Origin of the sequence: Chitinophaga pinensis (genome assembly GCF_007896845.1) — a bacterium.
GTDB classification, from domain to species: Bacteria; Bacteroidota; Bacteroidia; order Chitinophagales; family Chitinophagaceae; genus Chitinophaga; species Chitinophaga pinensis_C.
In genome coordinates this window covers 30158-48231 of the sequence record NZ_VOHS01000008.1, presented here as the reverse complement: position 1 = coordinate 48231, position 18074 = coordinate 30158, and the positions used below count along the sequence as shown (strand labels likewise).

Annotated in this window: 17 protein-coding genes; 8 read left to right on the top strand and 9 right to left on the bottom strand. The window is 44.8% G+C overall.

Annotation, left to right across the window (positions count from 1 at the left end):
* Window positions 1-35 precede the first annotated feature (35 nt).
* The 4 genes from FEF09_RS30685 (at window position 36) to FEF09_RS10400 (ending at window position 4661) form a co-directional block, all read left to right on the top strand.
* Window positions 36-206, top strand: coding sequence for a hypothetical protein (locus tag FEF09_RS30685; protein ID WP_186774278.1), 171 nt, complete (start codon window positions 36-38; stop codon window positions 204-206).
* 79 nt (window positions 207-285) lie between these two features.
* A complete protein-coding gene (locus FEF09_RS10410; protein ID WP_146305051.1) occupies window positions 286-1014 on the top strand; it encodes a methyltransferase domain-containing protein in 729 nt (242 codons plus the stop codon).
* 5 nt (window positions 1015-1019) lie between these two features.
* Window positions 1020-2426, top strand: a complete 1407-nt coding sequence (locus FEF09_RS10405) for a methyltransferase domain-containing protein (RefSeq protein WP_146305050.1) — start codon at window positions 1020-1022, stop codon at window positions 2424-2426.
* A gap of 21 nt (window positions 2427-2447) precedes the next feature.
* Window positions 2448-4661, top strand: coding sequence for a peptidase domain-containing ABC transporter (locus tag FEF09_RS10400; protein WP_146305049.1), 2214 nt, complete (start codon window positions 2448-2450; stop codon window positions 4659-4661).
* A 213-nt stretch (window positions 4662-4874) separates the two neighbouring features.
* Here the strand turns inward: FEF09_RS10400 and FEF09_RS10395 are convergent, their stop codons facing one another.
* The 9 genes from FEF09_RS10395 to FEF09_RS10355 all read right to left on the bottom strand — a co-directional run bounded on the left by FEF09_RS10395 (window position 4875) and on the right by FEF09_RS10355 (window position 14519).
* Window positions 4875-6437, bottom strand: coding sequence for a helicase HerA-like domain-containing protein (locus tag FEF09_RS10395; RefSeq protein ID WP_146305048.1), 1563 nt, complete (start codon window positions 6435-6437; stop codon window positions 4875-4877).
* A gap of 131 nt (window positions 6438-6568) precedes the next feature.
* Window positions 6569-6919: a co-chaperone GroES family protein gene (locus FEF09_RS10390; protein ID WP_261387409.1), complete on the bottom strand. Its 351-nt coding sequence runs from the start codon at window positions 6917-6919 to the stop codon at window positions 6569-6571.
* Window positions 6920-7021: 102 nt separating this feature from the next.
* A complete protein-coding gene (locus tag FEF09_RS10385; protein WP_146305047.1) occupies window positions 7022-7861 on the bottom strand; it encodes an MBL fold metallo-hydrolase in 840 nt (279 codons plus the stop codon).
* A gap of 38 nt (window positions 7862-7899) precedes the next feature.
* A complete protein-coding gene (locus FEF09_RS10380) occupies window positions 7900-9195 on the bottom strand; it encodes an MFS transporter (protein ID WP_146305046.1) in 1296 nt (431 codons plus the stop codon).
* Window positions 9196-9274: 79 nt separating this feature from the next.
* Complete coding sequence (locus tag FEF09_RS10375) at window positions 9275-9892, bottom strand: ATP-binding cassette domain-containing protein (RefSeq protein ID WP_146305045.1); 618 nt, start codon at window positions 9890-9892, stop codon at window positions 9275-9277.
* Window positions 9889-10683 carry an acyl-ACP--UDP-N-acetylglucosamine O-acyltransferase gene (gene lpxA, locus FEF09_RS10370; RefSeq protein ID WP_012788952.1) on the bottom strand — a complete coding sequence of 265 codons (795 nt, stop codon included), beginning with the start codon at window positions 10681-10683 and terminating at the stop codon, window positions 9889-9891. The genes FEF09_RS10375 and lpxA overlap by 4 nt, the downstream gene beginning before the upstream one ends.
* 9 nt (window positions 10684-10692) lie before the next feature.
* On the bottom strand, window positions 10693-12108 hold the full coding sequence (locus tag FEF09_RS10365) for a bifunctional UDP-3-O-[3-hydroxymyristoyl] N-acetylglucosamine deacetylase/3-hydroxyacyl-ACP dehydratase (RefSeq protein ID WP_146305044.1): 1416 nt from the start codon (window positions 12106-12108) through the stop codon (window positions 10693-10695).
* Window positions 12109-12143: 35 nt separating this feature from the next.
* Entirely contained in the window at window positions 12144-13193 is a 1050-nt protein-coding gene (lpxD, locus tag FEF09_RS10360) for a UDP-3-O-(3-hydroxymyristoyl)glucosamine N-acyltransferase (RefSeq protein ID WP_146305043.1), read from the bottom strand.
* Window positions 13194-13292: 99 nt separating this feature from the next.
* On the bottom strand, window positions 13293-14519 hold the full coding sequence (locus tag FEF09_RS10355) for an HD domain-containing protein (RefSeq protein WP_146305042.1): 1227 nt from the start codon (window positions 14517-14519) through the stop codon (window positions 13293-13295).
* A gap of 294 nt (window positions 14520-14813) precedes the next feature.
* On the opposite strand from FEF09_RS10355, the gene FEF09_RS10350 reads away from it, so the two are divergent.
* From FEF09_RS10350 to FEF09_RS10335, 4 genes are all read left to right on the top strand, one after another.
* On the top strand, window positions 14814-16367 hold the full coding sequence (locus tag FEF09_RS10350; RefSeq protein WP_146305041.1) for a response regulator: 1554 nt from the start codon (window positions 14814-14816) through the stop codon (window positions 16365-16367).
* 31 nt (window positions 16368-16398) lie between these two features.
* The gene (locus FEF09_RS10345) at window positions 16399-16731 is read left to right on the top strand and encodes a hypothetical protein (protein ID WP_146305040.1); all 333 of its coding nucleotides are present in this window, start codon (window positions 16399-16401) and stop codon (window positions 16729-16731) included.
* Window positions 16728-17492, top strand: coding sequence for an MBL fold metallo-hydrolase (locus FEF09_RS10340; RefSeq protein ID WP_146305039.1), 765 nt, complete (start codon window positions 16728-16730; stop codon window positions 17490-17492). Before FEF09_RS10345 ends, FEF09_RS10340 begins: the two co-directional genes overlap by 4 nt.
* A gap of 217 nt (window positions 17493-17709) precedes the next feature.
* Window positions 17710-18072, top strand: a complete 363-nt coding sequence (locus FEF09_RS10335) for a hypothetical protein (RefSeq protein WP_146305038.1) — start codon at window positions 17710-17712, stop codon at window positions 18070-18072.
* Window positions 18073-18074 lie beyond the last annotated feature (2 nt).

The window sequence follows — 18074 nt, the reverse complement described above, 5'->3', positions numbered from 1 at the left end:
ACAGAGTAGGCGTTAACCAAATAAACGTTCATTGTATGAAAATGGGTAAAAACAGCTCCAAAGCTAACGAAACAAAGAAAAAACTGACCATCGAAGAGCTGAAAGCAGCAGCACAGTCAGTGAAAGCAGAAGATGCTCTGGCAAAAATCGTAGGTGGTACACTCGCATCTTGCCACACTACGCTGGAAGCAGCATCTGCGCTGTAATTGAAAAAACGTAAGAGTGTAAACAAGGGCAGTAGTAATACTGCTCTTGTCTTTTTCCCTTCACCAATAACCCCGCAATATGGATAACGAATTAACAACGTTCCATGCCGGTGATACGATCGTTGCCGCCAATGCAGGATGGACCTTCTCTGGTAAAACTGTGGCTGCCTTTGATACACACGCTCCCAAGTCGATCCCCTTATATCATGAAGGTCATGACCTCATCGTAAAATTGTCAGATTTCTTTTTGTCAGACGATTCCGTTTGTTATGAAATAGGTTGTTCAACAGCCGAACTTACAAAACAGCTGGCCATAAACTGTCAAAACAAAGATGTTGAAATCATCGGTATAGACAGAGAAGCTGATATGATCAGCGCTGCAAAAGAAAAGTGCAGGGAGTATCCGCAGGTTTCCTTTATACATGATGACATTCTGGATATTGATCTGAAAAAGAGTGATCTTATTATCCTCTACTATACACTACAGTTTATTAAACCCAAAGTGAGGCAACTGGTAGTGGACAAAATATACAATGCCCTGAATTGGGGTGGTGCATTGATCATGTTTGAAAAGGTACGGGCAAATGATGCACGCTTTCAGGATATTGCTACCAGCCTCTATACAGAATTTAAGCTGGCACAGGGTTTCACAGCTGGTGAGATTCTTGCCAAGAGCAGAAGCCTGAAAGGCGTATTGGAACCTTTTTCTACTACTGGTAATAAAGACCTGCTGACAAGAGCCGGTTTTGTAGACATCCTGTCTGTGATGAAATATGTTTGTTTTGAGGGTTTTCTTGCTATAAAATAATTCAGATGATTACATATACTGACATTGCTGCTGATCAGATGATCTGTCTGCAATGCGGAGCGCCTCTTATAAAGGAGGAGACATACAGTTGTGCTGCGTGTCATAAAGACTATCCACATCTTCATGGTGTGCCATTGTTTGTGAGCAACGAAGAAGAATATATTGCCGGTATGGCAAAACAATATGCAGATTTCGCCCAGCAGAAAGAAGCCGAGCTGGGAGAGCTGGAACAGGCTTTTGAAAACAGACCCTTACGGCAGGTATACTGGCAGCAATTGAGAAAAGCGTTGTCGGGTAATAATGAGCTGATAGGAACTCTGGTCAATATGTTATGTGAACGTGCGAGTCCTGCTGCCTTACTCAGGACGAAGTCTTCTCCGGTAACGGCTGCTGTCCTCAAGGATTTCCAATATCTGAAAAGAGACTGGTGCTGGCTGGAAGAAGGTGAACTACAACTTTCAGAAATTCTGGGACCACTTGAAGAAGTGATCAATGAGGCTATCAGTGACAGGGAAAATATCCTTGTTGCGGGAGCAGGTGTAGGACGTATTGCCGTAGAACTATGCGGTTATTTTGAAAAGGTATATGCGACTGATCTTTCCTTTTCTATGCTCTGGTTCTTTCAGCAGTTGTTGAAAGGTGCCAGTATCAATTTTCATGAAATCAATTATGCTAATATATTACAGGATACATATGTAGCCAGAGAACTGACTGCCAGTTATCATGCACCATTCAGCGGATATACACTGCCTGAGGTAAACGATAAACTGTTCTGCTATATTTCAGATATCCTGCATTCTCCACATAAAGATGGTAGCATCTCGGCATTCTGTTCCGCTTATTTCACGGACGTACTTGCCCTGAAATTGTTATTGCCCGAAGTGAAACGACTGTTGAAGCCCGGTGGGGTATTTATTCATCTGGGGCCATTAGGATATGGCTTTGAGGATGTTGGTGAGAAGCTTGCGGCTAACGAGATCAGGGCTGCTTTTATAAGGGCTGGTTTTGAAGTGGTACGGGAAGAAGTGATCAGGTGTAATCATCTGGAATCGGATTTGTCTATGCAGACAGTTACCCTGAAAAACTGGCTGGTCGTGTTTCGCAAGATGGAGTATGTGCAGCAGCCGATAGTGGATGCAACTATATTCGGTGTTTGTGAAGGGATAAAATATGAAGTCAGAGGCCGGCTGGAAGAAGATATTCCCATGGATCAGATCATGATCCGTACGGCTGACGGAGAGGCGGTCATCATCGCCGAACTTGCTTTTGATATACTTCGCTTTCTGGCAACACCACAGACTTTCGAAACATTGATCTCACATCTGGATAGTTGTTATGAGATTGAAGCACCTTCTATGATCGCAGATGTATTGCTACACCTTGAATCACTGAAAGTGATCAACAGAATCTAATTATCTTAAATCGTATATCAGTTGATCAGATTTTCCTCATTTCCGTTCTTCAGGCAGCTGGACCAGATGGACTGCGGAGCAGCCTGTCTGAAGATGATCTGTGCATTTTACAAAAAGAATTATTCCATTCAGCAGCTCAGGGAAATGTCAGGTATTACCAGACAGGGTGTCTCCGTGCTGGGGCTTTGCGATGCAGCAGAACAGATCGGGATGAAAACCCTGGCGCTGAATATAAGTTTTGAGTCATTGGTCAATGACGTGCCGCTGCCTTGTATCGTACATTGGCGGCAACGGCATTTTGTAGTGGTTTATAAAACAGATGATAAACACATCTGGGTAGCAGATCCTGCTTTTGGTAAGGTGAAGTATACCCACGCGAAGTTCCTCGAAGGCTGGTTATACAATAAGAAGATTAAGAAAGAAGAAGAGCAGGAGGGTTTTGCCCTATTTTTAGAGCCTTCAGCAGAGTTTTATAACAAAGAAGGAGAAGTAGCGGGCAGGCCACTTGATCTGCGATTTTTGCTGCCTTATTTGCGTACACACAAGCAGATACTCTATCAGGTAATGATCGGAGTACTGATCCTTTCTTTTATACAGGTTGTCTTCCCTTTTCTGACAAAGGCATTGGTCGATAAAGGTATCCGGTTTAATAACCTCAATTTTGTGTACCTGATTCTGGCAGGGCAACTGATATTATTTCTGTCTCAGACTGGAGCCGAAATAGTACGTCGATGGTTGTTGCTGTACATGAGTAAACGTGTAAATATTGCTATTGTTTCAGACTTCCTTGTGAAGATGATGAAACTGCCAATCGCATTCTTTGACTCCAAAATGATTACTGATCTTATTCAGAGGATAGAAGATCAGAAGCAGATAGATACTTTCTTGTCCAATACCTCTCTCAGCGTACTGTTTTCTCTTATCAATATATTGTTGTTTGGTACGGTGCTTTGCGTATTCAGCTTCCCATTATTCCTCATCTTTCTGGCGGGTAGTACTTTGTACTTCAGTTGGATCATGCTGTTTGTAAAGAAGAGGGCTGTCCTAAGTTATAAAAGGAGAGACGAGTCAGTAGAAAACAGGAGCAGCATTCTTGAGATCATGCATGGTATTCAGGAAGTAAAACTAAATAATAGTGAACGTCGCCGCAGATGGGAATGGGAGTCTGTTCAGAACAGGGTTTACAACACAGCGGTGAAAGAACTACGACTGGAACAATTACAGGTAGTGGGTGGCAATTTCCTGTTACAGCTGATGAATATCATTATCACTTTCGTGGCTGCGTGGTCAGTGATCGAGGGAAGGATCACACTGGGTGTGATGCTGGCAACACAGTATATTATCGGGCAACTGGCTACACCGCTGAATAGTTTTGTGGCATTTATTCATGGCGCTGCGGAAGCACGTATCAGTATAGAGCGTATCGGCGAGGTGCTGAATGTGGAGGAGGAAGATAAACAGAAGAATGTTTTCGATGTCTCTGATCAGGATGATGACCTTGTACTCGATAATGTGTCTTTTCGTTATGGCAGCACCAGTTCCCGGCTGGTACTAAAGAATATCAGTCTGACTATCCCGAGGGGAAAAGTAACTGCTATAGTGGGTACCAGCGGTAGTGGAAAAACTACCCTGATGAAATTATTACTAAAGTTCTATGATCCTTCTTCCGGCAGTATCAGCCTTGGAGATAAATCACTGGAAGCCTTAGACAGCCGTCACTGGCGTAGTAACTGTGGCGTGGTAATGCAGGACGGATTCATCTTTGCCGATACTGTGTTACGCAATATCACAGAGTCCGATAATGATTACACCATTGATAAAGAAAGATTGCAACAGGCAGTGCATGTTGCCAATATAGAAGACATGATTGAGCAATTACCTTCCGGTTATCATACCAATCTGAGCCATGGCGGTATTGCTTTGAGCGGGGGAGAATATCAGAGGGTGTTGATTGCACGGGCTGTTTACAAGGGACCTGCCTTTCTTTTCTTTGATGAGGCGACCAGTTCGCTGGATGCTAACAATGAGAAGGTGATCATGGAGAATCTGCAGGAGTTTTTTAAAGGCAGGACGGTCGTCATCATCGCACATCGTCTAAGCACTGTAAAACATGCAGATAAGATCATTGTACTGGATAAGGGGGAAATCATAGAGGAAGGCGATCATACAGAGTTAGTGGCCCTGAAACAACACTACTTCAAACTTGTAAAGAATCAACTGGAACTGGGAAAATGATAAAGCGATATAAAGCCATTGATGAGGTACCCGAGAAGGGAGATTTTGTACTTGAAGTACAGAAGGACAAGCCTCACTGGTTACTGAGGTATGGTAACCTGTTTATCCTGCTATTTCTGGCTGCGGGAATCTGTTTATTCCTCTATTGGAAAGACCGGATATAAAGAAAAAAGGCCGGCACATGGCCGGCCTGTATAAGTATTTGTACGCGGATCAGAACCAGCTGCTGCTTTTTTTGTTGCTTTTACCACCAAGACCAAGCGCCCCGAGCAAACTGCGGGTAATGATGTTGGCAGCGGTACGTCCTACCTGTCTGGCGGCAGAACTGGTCAATACAGTTTCCAGCACACTCTTTTCTTCTTTTTGTCTGCCTCCTTTTGACGCAGGCTTTTCCTGCTTTTCTTCGGCCGATTTTTCGGCTGCTTCCTGCAGCTTGGCAGTTAGTATCTCGTAGGCACTTTCATTGTCTATTTCCCGGTTATATTTCTTTACCAGTTTAGATCCATTTACCAGTGCATCCGCTTCTGCATCGGTCAATACGTCCATACGGGAGCGGGGCGATATTAACATGGTAGCGGCGAGTGGTGTAGGCTGCCCTTTTTCATTCAGACAGGTAAAGAGGGCTTCGCCAATACCGATCTGTGTCAGCAGGTCATCCGTCTTATAGAATTCAGAGATCGGATAGTTTTCAGCGGTCTGTTTGATCGCCTTTCTGTCATTCGCAGTAAACGCGCGCAGCGCATGCTGTACTTTCATACCGAGTTGCCCCAATACGGAAGGAGGTACATCCATCGGGTTTTGTGTACAGAAGAATATACCTACGCCTTTAGAGCGGATCAATTTAATAATGGTTTCTATTTGCTGCAGAAGAGCTGTGCTGGCTTCCTGAAATATCAGGTGTGCTTCATCGATGAACATCACCAGTTTTGGTTTCTCCAGATCGCCTTCTTCCGGAAGGGTAGCATAGAGTTCGGCCAACAGGCTTAACATGAAAGTTGAGAACAGCTTTGGGCGATCTTGTATATCGGCTACTCTCACGATGGAGATTACACCCCGGCCATCATCACTGATATGCATCAGGTCGTCCACTTCAAAGGAGGCTTCTCCGAAGAAGCGGTCTGCACCCTGTTGTTCCAGTCCGATCACCTTCCGCAGGATAGTACCGGCAGAGGTAGTAGATATTTTACCGTAGTCTTTTTCCATTTCGGCTTTGCCTTCGTCACTGACATATTGTAGTACTTTTTTAAAGTCTTTCAGGTCCAGCAGAGGAAGTTTGGTATCATCGCAATACTTGAAGATCATGGATACCAGTCCTTCCTGAGTATCGTTCAATTCGAGGATCTTAGAGAGTAGTACGGGGCCGAATTCACTTACAGTTGCACGGAGACGGGCACCTTTTTCATTACTGAGAGAGAGCAGTTCCACGGGGTAGGCTGAAGGAGACCAGCTGCCACCTATTTTTTGATAACGCTCTTCAATTTTTGCGTTGTTGGTGCCGGCGGCTGCAACACCACTCAGGTCACCTTTGATGTCCATCAGCAGCACAGGAACGCTGGCGTCACTAAGTGCTTCTGCTATGACCTGCAGGGTTTTTGTTTTACCGGTACCGGTGGCGCCGGCAATGAGACCGTGTCTGTTGAGTGTTTTCAGGGGTATGAATACATCAGCGCCGTTTACAACTTCGCCATCCAGCATGGCGCATCCAAGCTTAACGTGTTCACCCTTAAAGGAATAACCGTTGCGGATATATTCCAGAAATGCTTCTTTCGTTGCCATGGTGTGCAAATTTTTACTGAAGATAAAGAAAAGCGATTTCGGACAATAGTGCTGCACAAAAAATTACGAATGCCCGGTGAGGATGTTTTATCCGCACCTGACATTCGTAATAACTAACGGTGTAATTGCCGTTACAGATCTTCTTCGCGTTCCAGAAGCAGAATAGCGCCCTGTGGAACGATATAGTATTTTTCGCCCTGATAAGATACCTCGGTAGAACCACTCAGCAGGAAGATAGCGAGGTCGCCTTCTTTTGCCTGCAGCGGAATATATTTCACTTTCTCTTCTTCTGGTTTCCACGCTTCATCCTCTTCGGAAGGAAGTGGAAGGGCATATCCGGGACCTGTTTTGATAACGTATCCCTGTTGTACCTTTTCCTTTTCCTGCATGCCGGGAGGAAGGTATAAGCCGCTGTCTGTGCGTTCATTCGGAGTGGTCAGTTTGATCAGCACCCGGTCTCCTACAACAATTAGCTTCTTCAATTTATTGTCTTGAGTCAAATGTATAGCCATGATAATATAACCTCCGGTAAGGGTATTGCAAAATGTGTGCAGCAGGCATGTGCGGTGCCAATATGGCACTGCTTATACATCAGACAATCTGAATGTATCTGCTACACGGATGCCTTTTTCGGTCATCTGCAAAGTGCAACACTCTGTTACAGGATCGTGTTCAAAAAACAGAATATATTTATTCTCAACGGCCTCCTGGAGGAAATTTTTTTTCTCCTGAAGGGTTGTCATGGGAAACATATCGTAAGACATGATATAAGGAATAGGAATATGTCCCTTGCTCGGCAGCAGGTCAGCCATATACAGGATCGTTTTATCCTTGTACTGGATCTGTGGCAGCATCATGGAATCAGTATGGCCGTGTACAAAGCGGACGTTAAAATCGTTGCTGAAAGGAATGCCCTCTTCTCTGGGAATAAATTTCAGCTGACCGCTATCCTGTATAGGCAGGATATTCTCTTTCAGAAATGAAGCTTTTTCACGTTCATTCGGCTTTGTTGCCCATTGCCAATGTTCTTCATTGCTCCAGTAGGCGGCATTTTTGAATGCAGGTACCAGTTTATCACCCTGTCTTTCAATACAACCTCCACAATGGTCGAAGTGCAGATGTGTCAGAAATACGTCTGTAATGTCATTGCGGCTGAAACCATGTTTCGCCAGTGAATTGTCAATGGAATCGTTGCCATGCAGGTAATAATGGCTGAAGAACTTTTCATCCTGTTTACTACCAATACCGGTATCTATCAGGATCAGGCGATCTCCGTCTTCGATGAGCAGACTACGCATGGCCCACGAGCACATGTTGTTTTCATCAGCCGGATTCAGCTTATTCCAGATACTTTTAGGTACAACGCCAAACATAGCGCCGCCGTCCAGTTTAAAATTGCCAGTCTCTATTGTATATAACTTCATGGTGTTGTCTGTTGATTGCCTGCTGAAGTTCGTGCATTTCAGCTTTTTGCGGCGAGGCTTTTTTGTTTTTTCTGTGCTGATAGCAGCCAGATCAATCCAATCACAAAGAAAACGATCAGCGCCAGTACGGAGTTACGCATGCTGCCGGTAAGCTCGTGGATGTAGCCGAATGTGGTGAGTCCGACAGTGATGGATAACTTCTCCACGACGTCATAATAGCTGAAGAAGGAGGTGGTATCTTCTGTTTCGGGCATCAGTTTGGCGTAAGTGGAACGGCTGAGAGATTGCACACCACCCATTACCAGTCCTACAGCAACAGCCAGCATATAAAAATCGTTGGCGGTCTGCATGCGGTAGCCGGCAAGGCAGATACCGACCCATAGTACGATTACAACCATCAATACGGGCAGGTTACCGAATTTACCGGAAAGCTTTGCCATACCCCATGCACCTAATATTGCCACTACCTGAATGGCAACAACTGCCACGATCAGGTTGGTGGAAGGCAGGTGTAGTTCCTGACTGCCAAAGATGGTAGCTGCCATCATTACTGTCTGGACACCCATGCTGTAAAAGAAAAAGCCGCGCAGGAAGTTTTTGAGTACGGGCATCGTTTTTACCTGAGCATATACTTTTTTGAGTTCATGAAAGCCTTCGGTCAGTGCACCGGCTTTATGTTCCTGTATGGTTCCTTTGGAAGCAGGCAGCCGCAGGAAGGTGATCTGTGCGAAGCCTATCCACCATATACCTGTAAGCAGGAAAGTCAGACGAACAGCATCTCCGTCGCTGAGACCAAATGGTTTTACTGCCACCAGTACAAATCCGATCAGCTGTAATATTACGCTACCGATATATCCCATAGCAAAGCCTTTGGCACTGATCCGGTCACGGTCTTCCACGGCAGCCAGTTCAGGCAGGTAGGAGTTATAGAACACAAGACCGCCGCAATAACCAAGCGTGGCGAGGATAAAGAATATGACACCATATTCCACATTAGCGCCCCGGAAATTGTACAGTGCGATACAGCTCAATCCACCCAGCCAGGTGAACAGCATGAGATATCTTTTCTTATTACCTCTCGTATCGGCGATGGAGGAGAGGATAGGAGACAGCAAAGCGGCCAGAATAAATGCGGCAGCCATTGCATAATCGTAGAGTGCAGAGTTGACGAAGTATTTACCAAAGAAGGAGATATTATCGCCTGTTTCAGCGGAATGGGTTGCTGAGGTAAAGTAAATAGGGAAAAAAGTGGTGGTAATTACCAGGTTGTACACGGAGTTCGCCCAGTCATACATTGCCCAGCCATTGATTACTTTTTTACTGGCAGTTTGCATATTGAGTAAGTAAGTTATTGATCAAATATAAGAAACAAGACATTGGCAGCAACGGTCGGGGCTACTACCGGAGGGGAGCTTATTTATAATCCTGTATTCTGATGTGGTTGGGACACATGAAATATTCCTGTTCATCATTGGAACTGACAATGATCATGCGGTCACCACTGTAGTCAGTAATAAGTTGCTGATAAAGCCGGATACCTGCGGCATCGAGGTTGGTACAAGGTTCATCCAGCAGCAGCACGGGTACATCAGAGAAAATGGTCAATGCCAGTTTCAGGCGTTGTTTCATGCCGGATGAGAAGTTGCGGACCTGTTTGTGCATGGATTTCTCCAGACCGACAATGGCCACGGCGTCAGCGGGAGTAATATTGGGAATGAAATTTTTGAATTGCAGGTGGAATTGCAGACTTTCTGCGAGTGTAAATTCTTCCACCAGTTCAAGATAGGGAGCAGCGATGGCACAATGCCGGAAGAACTGATCATGACTGAGCAGTTCTTCCGGAGTGCTATAGGTAACAGTTCCTTCGTTTTGATGAAGGTGACCACTTATAACCTGTAATAGAGTAGATTTTCCCGAGCCATTGGGACCCAGTATGGCATATCGTCCGCCCTGTTCGAAGGTAGCGGAAACACGACGGAAGATCCAGTCGTAGTTAAAGCGTTTGCCTGTCTGGTCGAGCGTTATTTTCATTCGTCGCCGGCTAGTGACGTATAACCTTTCATAATGCCCCGGCCGGATTCACGGATAAAGGAGAGTATTTCATCTCTTTCGTCAGTGGCAGGATATTCTGCTTCGATGATACTGATCGCTTTGGAAAGCTTGTATCCTTTCACGAATATCACGCGGTATATGTCAAGTATGTGATTGATCTTTTCGAGTGAGAAACCTCTTCTTTTAAGACCGATGGAGTTTACACCTACATAAGACAGCGGTTCACGCGCTGCTTTTACGAAAGGCGGTACGTCTTTTCTTACCAGGGAGCCACCTGTAACAAAGGCATGATCGCCTATCTTACAGAATTGCTGTACGGCTACCATACCTGCAAGTACCACGTAGTCTCCTACGGTGATATGACCTGCCAGTGTAGTGCTGTTGGAGAATACGCAGCTGTTGCCAACTTCGCAATCGTGAGCAATATGGCTATAGGCCATGATCAGGCAGTTCTTGCCGATAACGGTTTTCCATTTGTCCTTGGTTCCACGGTTAATGGTTACATACTCTCTGATGGTGGTGTTGTCTCCTATTTCGGTTGTGGTGTCTTCGCCTGCAAATTTGAGGTCTTGCGGGATAGCGGAAATTACAGACCCGGGGAAGATACGGCAGTTCTTGCCGATCCTTGCGCCTTCCATAATAGTGACGTTTGAACCGATCCAGGTGCCTTCACCGATTTCAACATTTTTGTGAATAACGGTAAACGGATCGATTTTCACGTTTGGCGCCACCTTAGCGTCCGGGTGAATGTAAGTAAGCGGATGGATCATTGCTATGGTTTAGCTTTCTCTTGTTTTAATGATTTGAGCGGTCAGGTCACCTTCGGTTACTACCTTGTTCCCTACAAATACGGTTCCTCTCATTTCCACTATACCTCTCCTGATAGGGCTTAGTAATTCCATCTTCAGGATCATGGTATCTCCCGGAACTACTTTCTGCTTGAACTTACAGTTGTCTATCTTAACGAAGTAGGTATCGTAATTATGAGGGTCAGGAACGGTGCTGAGAGCAAGAATGCCACCACATTGTGCCAAAGCTTCCACCTGAAGTACGCCCGGCATAACCGGATTACTGGGGAAGTGTCCCTGGAAGAATGGCTCGTTGAAGGTAACGTTCTTGATACCTACTACCTGCGTATCAGTAAGATCGATGATCTTGTCCACCAGCAACATCGGAAAACGATGCGGCAGTGTTCTTTCAATACGTGGTAAGTCGAAGACAGCTGGTTTATTAGGATCGTACACAGGCATATCTTTGATATGCTTGTTCTTCTTGATATATTGCTTGATCTTACGGGCAAATTCCACATTGGAAGCATGTCCGGGACGGTTAGCAATGATATGCGCCTTGATAGGAACGCCCACCAGTGCCAGGTCACCTACGATGTCCAGCAGTTTATGACGTGCCGGTTCATTCGGGAAGTGAAGCTGGATATTATTGAGGATGCCTTCTCTTTGTGCTACACTGATATGTTCACGGTTGAATACTTTTGCCAGATGGCCCAGTTGTTCTTCACTAACCGCTTTATCTACGATGACGATAGCATTGTTGATATCGCCGCCTTTGATCAGATTGTTGGATATCAGGTATTCCAGTTCGTGCAGGAATACGAAGGTGCGACATGGCGCTACTTCCTGTTTGAAATCCTGCAGACTATTAAGATTAGCGTGCTGTGTACCTAATATCGGTGAGTTGAAATCGATCATGCAGGTGATGCGATAGTCAACAGCTGGTAATGCTACCATTTCTACGTTCTTTTTATCGTCGTAGAAGCTGATGTTGGTATCAATTGTATACCATATTTTTTTCGCATCCTGTTCTGCAATACCTGCTTCCTCTATTTTCTGGATAAAAGGGTAGGAACTACCATCCATAATAGGAATTTCAGGACCATCGATTTCGATGTGTACATTGTCTACTCCGGTACCAACCAGTGCAGCCATAATGTGTTCTATCGTACTTACGCGGGCGCCATTGTGTTCGAGCGTTGTGCTGCGGGATGTATCCACAACATAATCCACATCGGCTTTTACTACAGGTTGCGCCGGCAGATCCACACGTTGAAACCTAATACCATAACCGGGGTTAGCCGGCTTCAGAGTCATATTTACATGGGCTCCTGTGTGTAAACCAACACCCGATATCGTAACTGGGTCTTTTATCGTGTGTTGGTTAGACGACTGTTGATTATCCATATTTTTTTATAACTGTTTGTCCTAACTTTTAATCATCAAACACCTTCCCGCACGGAAAGCAGTTGTTTAACCATGTCTTCCAATTCCTTCACACGCTTTTCCAGATCGGGCAAATTTCTAAAAATTGCCTGACTTTTTAAGGAGCTTTTATAATCAAAAGCAGGAGATCCCATAAGGGCTGAATTCGGTTCTGCAATAGATTTGGACAGGCCACTCTGTGCATTGATCTTGGTTCCATCAGCCAGCTGGATATGTCCAACCAGACCAACCTGACCACCGATCACACAGTTCTTACCAATTTTAGTGCTACCGGAAATACCGGTCTGTGCTGCGATAACAGTATTGGTGTCCACATCTACGTTGTGCGCGATCTGGATCAGGTTATCCAGCTTTACGCCCTGACGGATGATAGTAGAACCCATTGTTGCACGGTCAATGGTTGTATTCGCGCCGATCTCAACATCATCGTGGATGATAACATTACCGATCTGAGGTACTTTTTTATAAGTGCCATCAGGCTGAGGTGCGAAGCCAAAACCATCTCCTCCGATTACACAACCGGCGTGCAGGATTACCCGGCTACCCAGTACACAGTTTTCGTACACTTTTACGCCGGGAAAGAGAGTAGTATCATCTTTTACGATCACATTATCTCCCAGATATACGCCGGGGTAGATCTTCACATTATTGCCGAGCACAACATTCTCACCCAGATATGCAAAAGCACCGATGAAAACGTTCTGTCCGGTTTTTACAGACGCAGGAATATGAGACGGCTGTTGAATACCCGTCTTATTACTCATGATCTGCTTATATTTTTCAAGTAAAAGGGCGAAGGCGCTGTAGGCGTCTTTTACCCTGATAAGCGTCGATTTTACAGGTTTTTCCGTTACAAGGCTCTCATTCACTATCAGTATGGAGGCATTGGTCGTATAGATAAACTCTTCGTATTTAGGATTGGCGATAAAGCTGAGCATCCCTTCACCCGCCTCTTCGATCTTGGCGATGTTGCTCACTTTTACGTCCGGGTTGCCTTCCAGCTTACCATCCAACATGGTAGCCAATTGTAATGCGCTAAACTGCATAGTTATTAATTAATAATGTTATCCGAATCTGACCAGCTATCAAAACGCTCAATTTGCCTATCGTATTTTTTTTATTCTTAATTGATAATTAGCCATTCATCAGATTTTTGGATGACAAATGTAGAATTTTTTTACGGGTATAGCCAGAGTATGACTAATCAGGGCATTATCAATGGAGGAAATGTCTTTTACGGTGCCGTCTTTGAAAAGAATGTTAATCTTCTCATTATTCATATTATATGTGCTGAGGCAGGCAGTTCCGGTAAAAACAAAATAATCCAGGTCAGCGCCACTGATGCCATATTCCCGCTGTACCTTTTGTTTCAGCAACTGGATACTTTCCATATCAAATGCCTCACTATTCAGGACGCATTTAAATAAGTTCCTGTCAATGAGCCATTTACATAATAAGGAGAGTACTTTGTCAGGATGTTGCGACCAAACTTTAATGGCCCCCATAATATCATAGTCATCCAGCAGGCAGAACTGCTGCAGACAGGACGGTTCCTGTTCAAAGTTGGCAGCGGTAATATTATGGTATAGAAAATATTGCAGCGCCGGTGAGGCAAAGAGCGTATCTCCCTGTAAAGCCAGTTCTTTGGCCCTGCGCAATATCTTAACCAGCAGATTCTCCGCGCTCAATACTGTTTTATGCAGGTATACCTGCCAGTACATCAGCCTCCTCGCTATAATGAACTTTTCTATTGAATAGATCCCTTTCTCTTCCACCATGAGCTCACCACGGTGTACAGTCAGCATCTTTATAATCCTGTCATAGCTGATTACCCCTTCGGAAACACCCGTATAAAAGCTGTCCCTGTTGAGGTAGTCCATTCTGTCTACATCCAACTGACTCGATACCAGCTGGTGCAAGAAAGTCTTGTGGTACCGGCCGTTGAATATCTCTATTGTCAGCGTCAGTGCCCCATTCATCTCCTTATTCAGCTCCTCCATCAGCCACTGGCTGATTTCTTCATGCGATACGCCTTCAATAATGCCGTTCTCCAAAGCATGTGAATACGGTCCATGACCTATATCATGCAAAAGTATGGCCATCTTTGCAGCAACCTCTTCTTCTTCCGTTATCTCCACTCCCTTCCCCTTCAGTTCGGAAAGCGCACAACACATCAGATGATAGGCTCCCATACTATGATGGAAACGGGTATGCATTGCGCCCGGATAAACCAGATGCGCCAGCGCCATCTGATGGATCCTGCGCAGGCGCTGATAATATGGATGGGAAATCAATGTAAAGATCAGTGGATGGTCGATCGTAATGAAACCATATACCGGATCGTTTACAATTTTACGCTTGCGTTCTGCCATTGACCGTTCTCCTTTAGCCAGACAAAGCTACGTTAAGGAATTATTATCTGTAACTTTTTCTAATGTATAGACGCACGAGGGGAGTCTTTCCCCTATCTTACCCGCTATTTTAACTATTTTTATGATCGAAATTATTAATATTTGACGACAGCTTACAGAACATGTTGTTTTTTAACAATTTATTGTGTCCCCCGAAAGGCGGAGGAACGGTTTTTGACCAAATGAAATGTTAACTTGAGTACTATAGTTGTCAGCGCCAACTATTCTTTACCTTACTATAAATACCATACTTGAATGAGTCAAATAAATATACTTTGGGTAGATGATGAGATAGAGTCACTGAAATCACAGATCATGTTCCTGGAAACAAAGGGTTATAAAGTTTCGGCACTCACCAATGGGTACGATGCGCTTGAGTTCCTGAAGGAACAGGTGGTAGATGTGGTTCTGCTGGATGAGTCTATGCCGGGTATAACCGGATTGGAAACGCTGGGTAAGATCAAAGAGATTGATCAGCAGATTCCGGTTGTGATGATCACCAAGAATGAGGCAGAGAATGTGATGGACGAAGCGATCGGTTCACAGATCACAGATTACCTGATCAAACCCGTGAATCCTAATCAGGTGTTATTGTCCTTGAAAAAGATCATCGACAACAAGCGTCTGGTAGCTGAAAAGACCACCATCGCGTACCAGCAGGAGTTCCGTAGTCTGTTTATGGCGCTTAACTCCAATCCTGACTATAATGAATGGATGGATATTTATAAGAAGCTGGTATACTGGGAAATGGAGATGGGTAAAACCAATAGCCCCGAAATGCTGGAAGTGCTCAATACCCAGAAGGCGGAGGCAAATACCGAGTTCGCCAAATTTATCAGCCGTAATTATGCCAGTTGGGTGAGTCCCAAGGCGAAGGACGCGCCGGTTATGTCGCATACCCTGTTCCGGGATAAGATCGTTCCTGCCCTTGATAGCGAGGTGCCCAATTTTGTTATTATTATAGATAACCTGCGTCTGGACCAGTGGAAGGCAATACTGCCTATCTTCCTGGAATCGTTCCGGCTGGTGCAGGAAGATACTTTTTACAGTATTCTGCCTACTTCAACCCAGTACAGCCGTAATGCCATCTTTGCGGGAATGCTGCCTATAGACATTGAAAGCCGTTTTCCGCAGGAATGGAAAAATGATGATGAGGAAGGAGGGAAAAACCTTCATGAGGAACACTTCTTTGCTGATCAGCTGCGTCGCCTGAAAATGGATACACGGTTTTCCTATACAAAGGTGACCACCCATAACGACGGGCAACATCTGGTTAACAATATTCATAACCTGATGGCCTATCCATTGAATGTCATTGTGTACAACTTTGTGGATATGCTCAGTCACGCGCGTACAGAAATGGAGGTCCTGAAGGAGCTGGCAGCAGATGAAATGTCTTACCGCTCTATTACCGCCAGCTGGTTTGAACACTCTCCGCTGCATCAGGCGCTGAGAAAACTCTCAGACAAGAAAATAAACCTGATCATTGCGACTGATCATGGCAACGTACGTGTAAAAACACCGATCAAAGTAATAGGAGACAAGCAGACCACTACCAATCTTCGTTACAAACATGGCCGTAACCTTAACTATGAGGCGAAGGAAGTACTGGCGTTCAGAGATCCTAAGGAGGCCGGACTACCAAGGCCCAATGTGAACTCATCTTATATCTTCGCCAAAGAAGACGGCTATCTCTGCTATCCTAACAACTATAATTACTTCGTTAATTTCTACCGGAATACTTTCCAGCATGGCGGTATTTCACTTGAAGAAGTGATTGTGCCGGTAGCCAGACTGGTGAGTAAATAGGAGCTCCCGACTTTTTCTTTATTTTTGTCGAATGAATTTTAAAGTCACGCCCAATAACCTGACCCGCCTCGAAAAAATATTTGGAGAGGCTAAGTATGAGTTGCGTTTCGAAAAAGGAACGTTTAACTCAGGCTATTGTGTACTTGAGCACAAGAAGGTGGTTGTAGTCAACAAATTCCTTAATCTGGAAGGCCGTATCAATACCCTCCTTGATATCCTTGGTGGCATGGAACTGGATGAAACCATGCTGTCTCCTGAGTCCCTGAAACTGTACAAACAGGTGCTGGAAAACAGGAATGCTCCGGAAGCAGAAGACAATACCGAAGAAAAATCACCTTCACCCGAACAACCTTCAGAAAATTGAAAGTAACCTTTTTAGGCACAGGTACATCACAGGGCGTACCTGTAATCGCCTGTGGCTGTCAGGTCTGCACTTCCTCCAACTCAAAGGATAAGCGTCTCCGCAGCAGCATCCTGATCAGTGATACGCCCGCCGGCAATATTGTGGTAGACACCACACCGGATTTCCGTTATCAGATGTTGAGAGCCGGTGTAAAACACCTTGAGGCGGTCCTGATTACCCATTCACATAAGGACCACATTGCCGGTATGGATGATATCCGTGCTTTTAATTATTTCCAGCAGAGGGCTATTGATATTTATGCGACCGAATTCAGTCAGCAGGTGATCCGCAATGAGTTTTCCTATGCATTTGCGGAGCAGAAATATCCCGGTATTCCGGAGTTAGATCTGCGTACACTGACCAGCGCGCCTTTCAATGTCAACGGACTGGATATTACCCCTATCAATGTAATGCATCACCTGATGCCGGTGATGGGATTTCGTTTTAATGATTTTACTTATATCACGGACGCCAACTTCATCGCCGAAGAGGAAAAAAAGAAGATTATCGGCTCCAAAGTGCTGGTATTGAACACCCTCAGAAAAGAAAAACATATCTCCCATTTTACGCTTGCCGAAGGCATGGAGTTAGCCAGAGAGCTGGGCGTTCCACAGGTTTATTTTACACATATCAGTCATCAGCTGGGATTACATGAAGAAGTGTCCGCAGAACTGCCGCATGGCATGGCGCTCGCCTACGACGGACTGGAAGTGATATTGTAACTTTCTGCCGGTAATGGCCGTTTTACTGGAAATCCTCATCTATGCGATTTGTATCTGTTTCACTGTCGTTAACAGGGCTGTTCCTGTTTCTCTCTGCCTGTGATAAGAATAAGGATAAATCCGCATTAGAAAAAGGACTAAAAAGAAGTGACGGATTGTGCTTCTTCAGTATCAGCAACGATACATATTACCTACAACTGATTAAAATATCCCTTACATGAAACCTTTATCAGCGATGATACTGATAAGCAGCCTCCTGATGGTAGCTCCCGGCTGTAGCAAAAATGACGTTCAGGAAAAAACAATCCTGCAGAAAGGATTAAGAGGTAAGATTGTCTATTCCTCCTGTGCAACAACGGTTGTTCAGGTGATGAATAAAGATATTGGTACGGATTGGACCAATTGTCATGATCAGAAGACCTACCAGCATATCATCGGTGTAAATATTATCAACAGGAATGGCATAGCGGCAGAAGCTGAATTTAATTTTAATATCATCGAAAGAGAACCAGAGATGAAATGCGATATGGGTGATTGTGGCCCTATTAACTATGAGACGATTGTTATCACCGGCAATTAACC

Excerpts from the sequence above, each read along its gene's own strand:
- lpxA (WP_012788952.1), bottom strand. The coding sequence starts at position 10,683 with ATGATCCATCCGCTTACTTACATTCACCCGGACGCTAAGGTGGCGCCA.
- FEF09_RS30685 (WP_186774278.1), top strand. The coding sequence starts at position 36 with ATGAAAATGGGTAAAAACAGCTCCAAAGCTAACGAAACAAAGAAAAAA.
- FEF09_RS10335 (WP_146305038.1), top strand. The coding sequence starts at position 17,710 with ATGAAACCTTTATCAGCGATGATACTGATAAGCAGCCTCCTGATGGTA.
- FEF09_RS10350 (WP_146305041.1), top strand. The coding sequence starts at position 14,814 with ATGAGTCAAATAAATATACTTTGGGTAGATGATGAGATAGAGTCACTG.
- FEF09_RS10380 (WP_146305046.1), bottom strand. The coding sequence starts at position 9,195 with ATGCAAACTGCCAGTAAAAAAGTAATCAATGGCTGGGCAATGTATGAC.
- FEF09_RS10395 (WP_146305048.1), bottom strand. The coding sequence starts at position 6,437 with ATGGCAACGAAAGAAGCATTTCTGGAATATATCCGCAACGGTTATTCC.
- FEF09_RS10345 (WP_146305040.1), top strand. The coding sequence starts at position 16,399 with ATGAATTTTAAAGTCACGCCCAATAACCTGACCCGCCTCGAAAAAATA.
- FEF09_RS10375 (WP_146305045.1), bottom strand. The coding sequence starts at position 9,892 with ATGAAAATAACGCTCGACCAGACAGGCAAACGCTTTAACTACGACTGG.
- lpxD (WP_146305043.1), bottom strand. The coding sequence starts at position 13,193 with ATGCAGTTTAGCGCATTACAATTGGCTACCATGTTGGATGGTAAGCTG.
- FEF09_RS10405 (WP_146305050.1), top strand. The coding sequence starts at position 1,020 with ATGATTACATATACTGACATTGCTGCTGATCAGATGATCTGTCTGCAA.
- FEF09_RS10410 (WP_146305051.1), top strand. The coding sequence starts at position 286 with ATGGATAACGAATTAACAACGTTCCATGCCGGTGATACGATCGTTGCC.
- FEF09_RS10355 (WP_146305042.1), bottom strand. The coding sequence starts at position 14,519 with ATGGCAGAACGCAAGCGTAAAATTGTAAACGATCCGGTATATGGTTTC.
- FEF09_RS10365 (WP_146305044.1), bottom strand. The coding sequence starts at position 12,108 with ATGGATAATCAACAGTCGTCTAACCAACACACGATAAAAGACCCAGTT.
- FEF09_RS10385 (WP_146305047.1), bottom strand. The coding sequence starts at position 7,861 with ATGAAGTTATATACAATAGAGACTGGCAATTTTAAACTGGACGGCGGC.